Raw genomic sequence first — 11,741 nt, forward strand, 5'->3', positions numbered from 1 at the left:
CCCTCCGGCTCCGGCCGCAGTTGGGCCCCCGAACGCGGCCGGCGCTCAACTGGTTGAATCACGCGGATGCTGCCTTTGTATCCTGAGATCGAACCCTTCGCGGCTGGCTTGCTCGATGTCGGGGACGGCCACCTCGTCTATTGGGAGAGCTGCGGCAACCCACTCGGCAAGCCGGCGCTGGTGTTGCACGGCGGCCCCGGTTCCGGCGCCAGCGCCGGCTGGCGGCAGTTCTTCGATCCGGCCGTCTACCGGATAGTCCTGTTCGACCAGCGGGGGTGCGGGCGCAGCACACCGGACGCGGGCGACGTCCGAACCGACCTGTCGACCAACACCATGCCGCACCTGCTGGCCGACATCGAAAAGCTACGGGTGCACCTGAACATCGACCGGTGGTTGCTGCTCGGCGGATCGTGGGGCAGCGCTCTCGGCCTTGGCTACGCCCAGCGGCACCCCGGCCGCGTCACCGAGATGGTGTTGTTCAGCGTCGTCACCAGCACACCGGCCGAGCATCGGTGGCTCACCCGCGACCTCGGACGGATCTTCCCCGAACAGTGGGACAGGTTCTTGGATGCGGTACCGGCCGCCGAACGCGACGGCAACCTACCCGCCGCCTACGCCGGGCTGTTGGCCGATCCGGACGAGACGGTACGGGACCGTGCCGCCCGCGCCTGGTGTGCCTGGGAGGACGCACTCGTCTCGAACCTGCCCGGCAGTGAACCCGACTCCCGGTTCGAGGACCCGGTGTTCCGGATGACCTTCGCCCGCCTGGTTACCCACTACTGGGCGCATGACGGCTGGTTCGCCGACGGCGAGTTGTTGGCGGGTGCCCACCGGCTCGCCGGAATTCCCGGGGTGCTGGTCCACGGACGGCTCGACCTGGGCAGCCCGGTGGACGTCCCGTGGCAACTGTCCAAGGCTTGGCCCGCCGCGCGGTTGGAACTCGTCGACGAGGCCGGTCACGGTGCCGGACACGGTGTCGGGGACGCGGTCATCACCGCCTTGGACCGCTTCGGTGCTTCCTACCGCTGAACGCCGATCACCGCTTCCGCGAGCCGGGCGAGATGTGCCCGCGGGTGACCGAAGAGGTGAGCTGCCCCGTGGGCGCGTTTGAAGTAGCGGTGCGCGTCGTGTTCCCAGGTGATGCCGATGCCGCCGTGTAGCTGGATCATCTGCGCAGCGGCCTGCTCCAGCGCCTCGGCGCAGTGGACCGCGGCCCCGGCGGCGAGCAGGTGGGCGTCGGGTGCGTCGGAGTCGAGGCTCGACACCGCCGCGTACGACAGGGAGCGGGCGCTCTCCACCACGACGTGCAGGTCGGCCAGCCGGTGCGCGATCGCCTGGAAGGCGCCGATCGGCCGGCCGAACTGCACCCGGCTCAGCGCGTACGCCACGGTCAGCTCCACCGCCTGAGTAGCCGCACCGACCTGTTCGGCGCTGAGCGCGACGCAGGCGATGTCCCGGACCCGCTCCAGCGGGTTCACCTCGCCCAGCTGACGACCGGGCGCGCCGTCGAGCACGACAACCCCCAGCCGGCGGGTCAGGTCCACGGTGGTGACCGGGCGGCGTCGGACGCCGACAGCGTGCGGGTCCACCTCGAAGAGTCGGACCCCCGCGGGGGTACTCGCGGCGACCAGCAGCACGTCGGCCAAGGGGGCATCGAGCACGTAGTGCGCCTCGCCGGTGAGCCGGCCGCCATTCGTCGCGGTGAACGCGGGTCGGTGCGGATCCCAGTCACCCTGCTGGTCGGTCCAGGCGAGCGCGGCCAGCCGTTCTCCGCCGACCAACTCGGGCAGGATCCGGCGGCAGGCTGCCTCGTCCCCACTGTGCAGCAGGGCTTGGCCGGCGAGGACCGCGCAGCCGAGCATCGGCGCGGGGGCGAGGGTGCGGCCCAACTCGTCCAACACGACATGGGCCTCGCCCAGGCCGGCGCCGAGCCCACCGAACCGTTCGGGTACGGCGAGTCCCGCCACTCCGATCTGGCCACACAGCGCCTGCCAGAGCTCGGTGTCGTCGCCCGCCGTCGACTCGGTCCGCTCGGTGGTGGACCGGTCGGCGGTGTGCCGGGACAGCACACCGCGGACGCTCATCCGAAGGGCTTCCTGCTCCGCGGTCATGTCAGAGCTCCAGTGGCTAGTGCGGTCCGGATCCGTTCGCGGTGCCAGGACTGGGTGCCCCAGGTCCGAGCCAGCGCCCAGATTCTGGTCAGCCAGGAGTCGAGGCCGGACTCCCGGGCGTACCCGATCGCCCCGTGTACCTGTAGTGCGGTGCGGGCCGCCCGCTGGGCGGCATCGGCGCAGGCCACCTTCGCGGCGGAGACGTCGCGGGCAGCCGTGGGCGGGTGGTCGGCGAGGGCGACGGCCGCGGCGTACAGCAGCGGCCGGGCGAACTCGAGGCCGATCGCCACATCGGCGAGCTGGTGCTTGACCGCCTGGAACTGCCCGATCGGTTGGCCGAACTGGGTGCGTTGGCCGGCGTACCGGAGGGTCGTCTCCAGCAGCGCGTGGCCCGCTCCGAGAAGCTGCGCCGCGCAGGCCAGCGCGCCGGCGTTGAGGGCGTGGGCGACGGCCGGGCCGACGGCCGGGCCGGTCGCCAGCAGCGCTCCGTCTGCCACCTCGACCAGTCGCCGGGTGTCGTCCACCGAGCGTCGTCGCGGCCCCGGCACCCCGAGGCGCAGTGTCTGCTCATCCGCCCGGAGAACCAGGGACACGACATCAGCGTCCGTCGCGTACGGCACGTGCGGCGGCACGGCGAGCGTACCGATCACCTCTCCGTTGGCGAGCCGGGGCAGCCAGGTCTCGCAGAGCGCGTCGTCGCCGAGCGTCGTGAGTAACATGGGCAGGGCGGCGATGGACTCGGCGGCCGGACCGGGCAGGGCGTGGTGCCCGAGCTCCTCGCACGCGACGACGATGTCCGCCGGGTGCGCGGCCAGGCCGCCCCACCGCGCCGGCACCGCCAGACCCGTCACGCCGAGCTCGGCCAGCCGGCGCCAGAGCAGCTGTCCGGGCGCCGGGTCGTCGGCGGCCCACTGGCGGGCGACCGTGGTAATGTCCGCCTCGGTCAACATCGCGTGGAGGGCGGCGGCGAACTGTTCCTGCTCCGCGGAGGGGGTCAGCTTCATCGTTGACCTCTGGGGAGGCCGAGTATCCGTTCGGCGATCACCGTGCGCTGAATCTCGTTGGTGCCGGCATAGATCGGACCGGCCAGGGAGAACAGGTAGCCGTCCAGCCAGGCGTCCGCGTCGCCGTCATCGCCGGCCCGGCCCGCCGAATCCGTCCGGAGACCGCGCGTTTCGGCGTGCGGCCCGAGCAGGTCGAGCGCCACCTCGTGTAGGGCGACGTCCAGTTCGGACCAGAAAACCTTGGTCATGCTGGCGGCGTGGCCACTGGCCCGAAGCGCCGTCGCACCGGCCTGCGCTGGTCGATCGGCTCGGCCAGGGGGTGGCGGAGGCTCCGGGGTCCGGTCGGCGGCCTCCTGGGTGGCCGTGCCGTAGCTGTGCAGCTGGTACGCCCGGGCGGCGATCCAGCCGGCAACGACGCGGTCGGACAGCGCCGGGTCGGTGTGCGTACCGGCCTGGCACCACAGCCGTACGAGCCGCCCGGCGGCGGCGGTGAAGCGTCCCGGACTGCGCAGTGACAGCCCGCGCTCGTGGCCCGTGGTGCTCATCGCGACGGTCCAACCCTGGTCTACCGCGCCGAGCACGTCGGCGTCGGGCACGAATACCTGGTCGAGGAAGATCTCGGCGAAGCCGGTCGCACCGCCTACCTGTTGGATCGGCCGGACCGTGACGCCCGCGGCGCGGAGGTCGAACATCAGGTACGTCAGGCCACGGTGGCGGTCCACCCCGGTGCGGAAGAGCCCGAACGCGTGATCGGCCTGGGCCGCCCGGGTGCTCCAGGTCTTCTGCCCGGACAGGAGCCACCCGCCGTCGGTGCGGACCGCACGGGAGCGGATTCCGGCCAGGTCGCTGCCGGCCTCCGGCTCCGACCATGCCTGCGCCCACACGTCGTCGGCCCGCGCCATCCGGGGCAGCAGGCGGGCACGCTGCTCGTCCGTGCCGTGGGTGAACAGGGTTGGCGCCAGGAGGAAGAGGCCGTTCTGGTTGATCCGGACCGGAGCCCGCGCGCGGTGGTACTCCTCCTCGAAGATCAGCCACTGCAGGGGTGATACCTCGCGTCCACCGTAGGCGGTGGGCCAGGACACCACCGACAGCCCGGCCGCGGCGAGGCGCCGCTCCCACGCCCGGTGGGCTCGGTCACCCTCGGGAGTGTCCACGGGCGGCAACGGTGTGGTGGGCACGTTTGTGGCCAGCCACGACCGGACCTCCGCCCGGAACGTGCGGGTCTCGTGGTCGAGGTCGAGGTTCATCGTGCCGGCCAGGCTCACGAACTGGACCTCGCCTTCATGCTTGCGGCGTCCATTCCGGCCAGCGCGTCGCCGGCCACCTCCGCGTTGTGCGCGTGCGCGAGGTGGTGCAGACCGAAGGTGGCGTCCATGGCCGAACGCATTCCCATCAGATCCTCGGCCTGGTTGACGGCCCGTTTGGTCAGGGCCAGTCCAAAGCGGGGCATCTCGGCGATCCGCTGCGCGAGACCGAGGGTGTGGGAGTGCAGCTCCGCGCGGGGGACTACCCGGTTGACCATGCCGACCTCGTACGCGCGCCGGGCATCGAACCGGTCCCCGGTGAAGAGGATCTCCTTGGCGAAGCGGGGGCCCAATGTCCACGGATGGGCGAAGTACTCCACGCCGGGGATACCCATTCGGACGACGGGATCGGCGAAGTACGCGTCCTCGGCCGCGACGATCAGGTCGCAGACCCAGGCGAGCATGAGCCCGCCGGCGAGGCAGGCACCCTGCACCATGGCGATGGTCGGCTTCGGAACCTCCCGCCAGCGCCGGCACATGCCAAGGTAGACCTCCATCTCTCGGGCGTACCGCTGATCGGCGCCGGACCGGCCGACGTGGTCCCACCAGAGCACCGCCCGGCGCTCGAAGCTCTTCTCGACGTCCCGGCCGGGTGAGCCGATGTCGTGGCCCGCGGAGAAGTGCTCGCCGGCGCCGGCGAGCACGATGACCGCGACCGAGTCGTCATTCACGGCCGTGGCGAAGGCGGAGTCGAGGGCGTAGGTCATCGCCGAGTTCTGGGCGTTCCGGTAGCGGGGCCGGTTCATCGTGATCACCGCGGTGGCGCCCTGGCGTTCGAGTCGTACCAGCTCGTCCTCTGTCACTGTGCTGCCTCCTGCCGAAGCACCTGCTCGAGTGGATTGTCGGTCGGGTTTTGGGTGTGGTTTTCCTGCTCTGCTCGGTGTTCCATCGACACCTCCTCACGCAAGCAAGTGCTTGGTAGGGTGAGCCTACGCGCGTTTCGGGAGGTGACACCAGTGCACGACGATGAGTTCCGGCGGGCGGTGCGCGCCTGGCTGGTGGAGAATGTCAGCGCTGAGCTGCGGGGGGCGGGTGGGCCGGGCCGGGAGCACGAGGCGTACCCCGAACGGCTGGCTTTCGACCGCCGGCTGGCCGCCGCCGGCTGGACCTGTCTCGGCTGGCCGGTCGAGCACGGCGGCCGGGGCGCGACGCTCGCCCAACAGGTCGCCTTCCACGAGGAGTACGCCCGGGCCGGTGCCCCGGCGCGCGTCGGCCACCTGGGTGAGGAGTTGCTCGGCCCGACGTTGATCGCCTACGGCACGCCGGAGCAACGCCGGCGGTTCCTACCCGGGATTCGCGCTGTCGAACAGCTGTGGTGCCAGGGGTACTCCGAACCGGGGGCGGGCTCTGATCTCGCCGCCGTGGCGACCCGAGCCCGACTTGTCGGTGACGAGTGGATTATCGATGGGCAGAAGGTGTGGACCTCGCTGGCGCACGTGGCGCACTGGTGCTTCCTCCTGGCCCGGACCGAGCCCGCCGGCACCGGGCCGCGCCAGGCCGGGCTCTCCTATCTGCTGGTGCCGATGCGGCAACCCGGCATTACGGTGCGGCCCATCCGCCAGCTGACCGGTACCTCGGAGTTCAACGAGGTCTTCTTCGACGGCGCGCGCACCTCGCGGGACATGGTTGTCGGCGAGGTGGGCCAGGGGTGGCGGGTGGCGATGGGCACCCTCGCGTTCGAGCGGGGCGCGGCGACGCTCGGCCAGCAGGTCGGGTTCCAGCGGGAGCTGGACCGGCTGGTGGCGCTTGCCCGACAAACCGGTGTCGCCGGTGAGCCGGCGCTGCGCGACGGGCTTGCCCGCGCCGCTGTCGGGCTCTGGGCGCTGCGCGCGCACACCCTCCGGACGATGGCCGAGGCGGACCAGTCGGGCCCGGGGCGGGGAGCGTCCGCGGTGAAGCTGCTCTGGTCGCGGTGGCATCAGCAGCTCGGCGAGTTGGCGATGCAGGTGCGCGGTGCGGCCGGAACGGTTGCCCAGGATGCCCCCTACGACCTGGACGCCTGGCAGCGCCTCTTCCTGTTCGGTCGCGCGGAAACGATCTACGGTGGGTCGGACGAGATTCAACGGGGCATCATCGCCGAGCGGGTTCTCGGTCTACCGCGACAGGCCCGCGGATGAGGCCCCCGGGCCCGACGCCGCCGCTCCGCCCGGCCGGTCGGGAACTGCTCGCGGAGAAGGTGGTGGTGGTGACCGCGGCGGCGGGATCCGGGATCGGGACGGCCGTGGCGGAGCGCTGCCTGGACGAGGGGGCGCTCGTTGTGATCAGCGACCGGCATGTCCGGCGGCTTGCCGAGAGCCACGAACGGCTCTCGGCGGCCCACCCGGGACGGGTCCGGTCGTTGCCCTGCGACGTGACCGACGAGCAGGCAGTCGAGGAGTTGGTCAACGCCGCCGTGACAGGTTATGGACGGCTGGACGTGATGATCAACAATGCCGGGCTCGGCGGCACCGCGTCGGTCATGGAGATGACCGACGACGAGTGGTCGCGGGTGCTGGACGTGACTCTGACCGGCACCTTTCGCTGTACTCGGGCGGCGCTACGGCAGATGCTGGCGCAGGGCCACGGTGGTGTGGTGGTCAACAATGCGTCGGTGCTGGGCTGGCGGGCCCAGGCCGGTCAGGCGCACTATGCGGCGGCCAAGGCGGGGGTGATGGCGTTCACCCGGTGCGCGGCGCTGGACGCGGCGCCCCACGGGATCCGCGTCAACGCCGTGGCGCCCAGCCTCGCCATGCACCCCAACCTGTCGAAGGTGACCAGTGCGGATCTGCTTGCCGAACTCACCGGCCAGGAGGCGTTCGGCCGGGCGGCGCAGCCCTGGGAGGTAGCGGCCGTCATGGCCTTCCTCGCCAGCGACTACGCCTCCTATCTCACCGGTGAGGTGGTGTCGGTCAGTAGCCAGCATCCCTGAGCGCCGCCGCACCCAACGGCGGGCAGCGCCGCCAGCGGGTCAGAGGCGCTCGATGATAGTCGCGGTGGACATGGCGCCGCCTGCGCACATCGTGATCAATGCTGTGCGGGTGGCGGTTCGTTCCAACTCGTGTAGGGCGGTGGTGAGCAGTCGGGCCCCGGTGCTGCCCACCGGATGCCCGAGGGCGATAGCGCCACCGTTGACGTTCACCTTCTCCGGGTCGGCACGGTGGGCCGACAGCCAGGACAGCACAACGGCGGCGAACGCCTCGTTAACCTCGAACCGATCAATATCCTCGATCTTCATGCCGGCGCGGGTCAGCACGCGTTCCGTCGCCTGCACGGGGCCGTCCAGGTGGTAGTAGGGCTCGGCGCCGACCAGGCACTGGGCGACGATCCTGGCCCGTGGACGGAGGCCGAGAGCGCGGGCCCGGTCCGCCTCCATCAGCAGTACCGACGCGGCGCCGTCAGAGATCTGCGACGAGGTGCCGGCGGTGTGCAGCCCGCCCTCGACCACCGGTCGCAGTCGGTTCAGCGCCGCCAGGGTGGTGTCCCGCAGGCCCTGGTCCCGCTCCACCGTGTGGGTTTCTCCGGTCGGCTGTCCCTCGCTGTCGAGGACCGGCGCGGTCACCGGTACGACCTCGCGGTCGTAGTGCCGCTGCGCCCAGGCCCGCGCGGCGTTGGCCTGCGAGCGGACGCCGAACTCGTCCACCGCCGTGCGGGACAGTCCTCGCCGGACGGCGATTCGTTCGGCGGCGACGTACTGGTTGGGTAGGTCGATCTCCCACGAGGCCGGTCGGGGTGTGCCGGCGTCAACGCCGAGATTCGCGCGTAGCGGTACCCGGCTCATCGCCTCTACCCCACAGGCGATGCCGACCTCGATGGCGTCGGTGGCGATGAGACCGGCGACCAGATGGGCGGCGTGCTGGGATGAACCGCACTGGGCGTCGATGGTGAGACAGCCTGTCTCGTACGGCAGGCCGGCGTGTAGCCAGCCGGTGCGGGTGATGTTGTTGGACTGCTCGCCGCCCTGGGTGACGCAACCGCCGATGACCTGTTCGACTGTGTTCGGGTCGAGGTCTGCATGGGTGACGAGGGCGCGTTGTGCCGCGCCGAGCAACTCGGCGGCGTGCAGCCCCGCCAGCCAGCCGCCCCGCTTGCCGATCGGCGTGCGAACCGCGTCAACGATCACCGGAGTGCCCATGGCACCGTCCCTTCGGAGAGCGAACGTGTTCTCCGCGCCGGAGCTCACGCTACGTTGTCGAAACAACATTTGATCTGTTTGAATATTAGAACAGGTTACAGTAGGAGGTTCGATGACTGAGCCGCGTATTCCAGTGGGATTTGACTTCACCGACCCGGCCGTCCTGGAGCGCCGTGTGCCTCGGGAGGAGTTCGCCGAGTTGCGCCGGACGGCCCCGGTCTGGTGGAACGCCCAACCGAAGGGATCGGCTGGTTTCGATGATGACGGGTACTGGGTGGTCACCCGGTACGCCGATGTCATGGCGGTCTCTCGGGACAGTGAAACCTACTCGACCCGGGAGAACACTGCGATCGCCCGGTACCAGCCGGGCACCACCCAGGCGGATCTCGAGATGCAGCGGGTCATCATGATCAACGTTGATCCGCCGGAGCACACCAAGCTACGTGCCATCGTGTCCCGTGGCTTCACTCCCAGAGCGATCGACGCGTTGCGTGGGTCGCTGGCGGAGCGGGCCGAGCGCATCGTGCGGGACGCAGCGGTGCGTGGCACGGGTGACTTCGTCACCGACGTGGCCTGCGAACTGCCGTTGCAGGCGATCGCAGAGCTGATCGGGGTGCCGCAGCATCACCGTCGCAAGGTCTTCGACTGGTCGAACCAGCTGATCGGCTACGACGATCCGGCGTACGGCGTGGATCCGTTGGCCGCCGCCGCCGAGTTGCTCGCGTACGCGATGGAGATGGCCCACGAGCGACAACGCAACCCGAGCGAGGATCTGGTGACCAAGCTGGTCAACGCGCAGATCGACGGGGAGCACTTGACCGCCGACGAGTTCGGCTTCTTCGTGATGCTGTTGGCGGTTGCGGGCAACGAGACGACCCGGAACGCGATCACCCACGGCATGTTGGCCTTCTTCGAGAACCCAGAACAGTGGGAACTGTTCAAGGCCGAGCGCCCCCGGAGCGCGGTCGAGGAGATCATCCGCTGGGCGACCCCGGTGAACGTCTTCCAACGCACCGCCCTGGTTGACACCACCCTGGGCGGACAGGCGATTTCCGCCGGCCAACGGGTGGCGCTCTTCTACGGGTCGGCCAACTTCGACGAGTCGGTGTTCGAGGAGCCGGAACGGTTCGACATCACCCGTAGCCCCAATCCGCACCTGGGGTTCGGCGGTAGTGGAGTGCACTTCTGTCTGGGTGCGAACCTCGCCCGCCTGGAGATCGAACTGATTTTCAATTCGATCGCCGACCACATGCCGGACATCAGCAAGCTGGCCGACCCGCAGCGACTGCGGTCAGGCTGGATCAACGGGATCCGAGAGTTGCCGGTGCAGTACCACTGAACTGGGGGCCCGGCTCGCGGCCGGGCCCCCAGTGCGGGTCAGGAGTGCGCGGCGAGGAACCGGTCCATACAGCGTTCGGCGTTCGCGGTGATGGTCAGGGAAGGGTTGGCCAGGCAGGCCGTACCCGGCAGGATTGATCCATCGATGCAGAAGAGGTTGGGGTAGTCGAGGCAACGACCGCCGAAGTCGGTCGCCTTGCCCATGACCATCCCGCCCAACGGGTGCCAGGTGTTCGCCGCGCCGAGCCCGGTGCCGAGGTTCCGGGCATAGGTAGGCAGCCCGTGCAGGAGGTATCCCTTGCGGCCCTCGGTCTCCCACCACAACCGGGTAACCAGGTCAACCGCCGCCTTCTCGCCGGTGGTCTCCAGCACCCCGTACGGCCAGTGCACCTTGCCGGTGCCGGTATCCGGGTCGTAGCGAATCTCGCCTCGTTCCGGAGCCATGCTGGTCACCAGGTGTGCCGTGGTGCGCGGCATCCAACGGGGAACCGGTGCCGCCTCCCACGCCATCGAGGTGGGTGCGTACGGGTTGTCCTCGTCGATGTACTTGACGTTACCCGGACCGCCCTGGGCGTGGCCGACGTCCTTCCGTAGGTTGATCCGGGTCACCAGGAAGTCGCCGTTGTTGCCCCAGCCCTTACCCACCTCCTGGTTGACCAGGCGGGGCAGCCCGCCCTTGGCCCGGGAGGTGAGCAGCAGCGAGGTGGTGTAGACGGAGCCGGCCGCCATGAACAGGTAGTCACAGACGAAGGTTTTGGTGGAGAGGACCGTGCCGTGCTCGTCGATCTGTCGGCACCTGATCTCGAACTTGTCCTGGCCCGACACCTCGTGAATTTCGGTGACCTCGTGCAATGCCAGTGTGGTCACGTTGCCGGTCGCGGTGGCCCAGGCGAGGTAGTTGCGGTCCACGCTGTTCTTGGCTCCGGAGTTGCTACCGTACGGGCCCTCGCCGATCGTGTGGCAGGGCACGGCGTCACCGGCGAGTTCGGCGCGGACCACGTCCCAGTCCACGGCGAACGGGATGGGCAGGGGGGTCTGCTTGAACTCCGACAGGTAGTCGAGCCAGGCGCGGGCTCCCCGGTAGGGACCGGTGCTCTGCACGTCCTCGGGAATCGGCGCGGCGCCGAGGCGTTGCCGAGCCCGGGGCCAGTAGACATTGTTCATCTCGTCGAAGCTGACCTCGGTCGGGTACGCCTGTTCCCACTCGCTGCGCCGCGGCTGCGGTAGGAACATCCCGATGGCGAGGGAGCCGCCGCCAACCCCGGTCCCGCTCAGCACCGAGATTCCATCTCCGTCGTGGCGGGCGATCAACCCAGCACGCTTCTCGATTCCCGAGCCGAGATTGATGCCCAGTGGTGGGCGGTCCAGGAACCAGCCACACCGCCAGTCCGGCTCATTGATGCTGCAGAACGTGGTGCCGGAGCCGTCCACATCCCAGCGGCGACCACGCTCCAGCACGGTGGTGACCACTCCGGCCTGGCCGAGTCGGTAGGCGGCGACCGCCCCGCCGAAGCCGCTTCCAATGACCACGGCGGTCTTTCCGGCCAACGCGGGTACCGGACCGCCCGCCTGGGCCGCCTGCTGGCCTAGAGCGGCCCCGGCGACGGCGGCGCCGGCGCCGAGCGTGGTGGCCCGGAGTAGGCCACGTCGGGAAAGGCTCGTACCTGTCATGCTCGGCCCCTTCAGTCGTTGGTCGTGATCGGTGTCCGATGCCCATTGGTCGCGTCGGGCGCGCGCCGACCGTCCCTCGGCTCAGGTCTCCCGCCTGGTGGTGACTGGCTCGCAGTGCCGATCGAGATTGACCACCAGATCGGTGACGGGGTTGTCGAGGGCTGGCGGCCGACCGCATCGGTGGCGATCGCCGCCGGGTTAA

10 protein-coding genes are annotated in these 11,741 nt (G+C 70.0%); 4 read left to right on the forward strand and 6 right to left on the reverse strand.

The features are described from left to right. The first annotated feature begins 66 nt into the window (after positions 1-66). The gene (gene pip / locus T398_RS09190; RefSeq protein WP_496445906.1) at positions 67-1,029 is read left to right on the forward strand and encodes a prolyl aminopeptidase; all 963 of its coding nucleotides are present in this window, start codon (positions 67-69) and stop codon (positions 1,027-1,029) included. Here pip and T398_RS09195 read toward each other — a convergent pair. The 4 genes from T398_RS09195 to T398_RS09210 are packed head-to-tail and all read right to left on the reverse strand — an operon-like array spanning position 1,020 to position 5,222. After that, complete coding sequence (locus T398_RS09195) at positions 1,020-2,111, reverse strand: acyl-CoA dehydrogenase family protein (RefSeq protein WP_496445907.1); 1,092 nt, start codon at positions 2,109-2,111, stop codon at positions 1,020-1,022. The genes pip and T398_RS09195 overlap by 10 nt on opposite strands. After that, positions 2,108-3,115: an acyl-CoA dehydrogenase family protein gene (locus T398_RS09200; protein WP_496445908.1), complete on the reverse strand. Its 1,008-nt coding sequence runs from the start codon at positions 3,113-3,115 to the stop codon at positions 2,108-2,110. Before T398_RS09200 ends, T398_RS09195 begins: the two co-directional genes overlap by 4 nt. Next, on the reverse strand, positions 3,112-4,380 hold the full coding sequence (locus T398_RS09205) for an acyl-CoA dehydrogenase family protein (RefSeq protein ID WP_496445909.1): 1,269 nt from the start codon (positions 4,378-4,380) through the stop codon (positions 3,112-3,114). The genes T398_RS09200 and T398_RS09205 overlap by 4 nt, the downstream gene beginning before the upstream one ends. After that, positions 4,377-5,222 (reverse strand): enoyl-CoA hydratase, encoded by an 846-nt coding sequence (locus T398_RS09210; protein ID WP_496445910.1) that lies wholly within the window; start codon positions 5,220-5,222, stop codon positions 4,377-4,379. The genes T398_RS09205 and T398_RS09210 overlap by 4 nt, the downstream gene beginning before the upstream one ends. A gap of 153 nt (positions 5,223-5,375) precedes the next feature. On the opposite strand from T398_RS09210, the gene T398_RS09215 reads away from it, so the two are divergent. Then, entirely contained in the window at positions 5,376-6,536 is a 1,161-nt protein-coding gene (locus T398_RS09215) for an acyl-CoA dehydrogenase family protein (protein WP_496445911.1), read from the forward strand. Next, a complete protein-coding gene (locus tag T398_RS09220; RefSeq protein WP_496445912.1) occupies positions 6,533-7,327 on the forward strand; it encodes an SDR family oxidoreductase in 795 nt (264 codons plus the stop codon). The genes T398_RS09215 and T398_RS09220 overlap by 4 nt, the downstream gene beginning before the upstream one ends. Positions 7,328-7,366: 39 nt before the next feature. Here T398_RS09220 and T398_RS09225 read toward each other — a convergent pair whose 3' ends face one another. Next, the gene (locus T398_RS09225) at positions 7,367-8,530 is read right to left on the reverse strand and encodes a steroid 3-ketoacyl-CoA thiolase (RefSeq protein ID WP_496445913.1); all 1,164 of its coding nucleotides are present in this window, start codon (positions 8,528-8,530) and stop codon (positions 7,367-7,369) included. Positions 8,531-8,642: 112 nt separating this feature from the next. Here T398_RS09225 and T398_RS09230 point away from each other — a divergent pair, with 112 nt between their 5' ends. After that, positions 8,643-9,869, forward strand: coding sequence for a cytochrome P450 (locus T398_RS09230; RefSeq protein ID WP_496445914.1), 1,227 nt, complete (start codon positions 8,643-8,645; stop codon positions 9,867-9,869). Positions 9,870-9,907: 38 nt separating this feature from the next. On the opposite strand, the gene T398_RS09235 is transcribed toward T398_RS09230, so the two are convergent. Continuing rightward, positions 9,908-11,539, reverse strand: a complete 1,632-nt coding sequence (locus tag T398_RS09235; RefSeq protein ID WP_496445915.1) for a GMC oxidoreductase — start codon at positions 11,537-11,539, stop codon at positions 9,908-9,910. Positions 11,540-11,741: the final 202 nt, after the last annotated feature.

It is taken from the genome of Salinispora goodfellowii, from assembly GCF_059570675.1.

Excerpts from the sequence above, each read along its gene's own strand:
- pip (WP_496445906.1), top strand. The coding sequence starts at position 67 with ATGCTGCCTTTGTATCCTGAGATCGAACCCTTCGCGGCTGGCTTGCTC.
- T398_RS09195 (WP_496445907.1), bottom strand. The coding sequence starts at position 2,111 with ATGACCGCGGAGCAGGAAGCCCTTCGGATGAGCGTCCGCGGTGTGCTG.
- T398_RS09200 (WP_496445908.1), bottom strand. The coding sequence starts at position 3,115 with ATGAAGCTGACCCCCTCCGCGGAGCAGGAACAGTTCGCCGCCGCCCTC.
- T398_RS09220 (WP_496445912.1), top strand. The coding sequence starts at position 6,533 with ATGAGGCCCCCGGGCCCGACGCCGCCGCTCCGCCCGGCCGGTCGGGAA.
- T398_RS09225 (WP_496445913.1), bottom strand. The coding sequence starts at position 8,530 with ATGGGCACTCCGGTGATCGTTGACGCGGTTCGCACGCCGATCGGCAAG.
- T398_RS09230 (WP_496445914.1), top strand. The coding sequence starts at position 8,643 with ATGACTGAGCCGCGTATTCCAGTGGGATTTGACTTCACCGACCCGGCC.
- T398_RS09235 (WP_496445915.1), bottom strand. The coding sequence starts at position 11,539 with ATGACAGGTACGAGCCTTTCCCGACGTGGCCTACTCCGGGCCACCACG.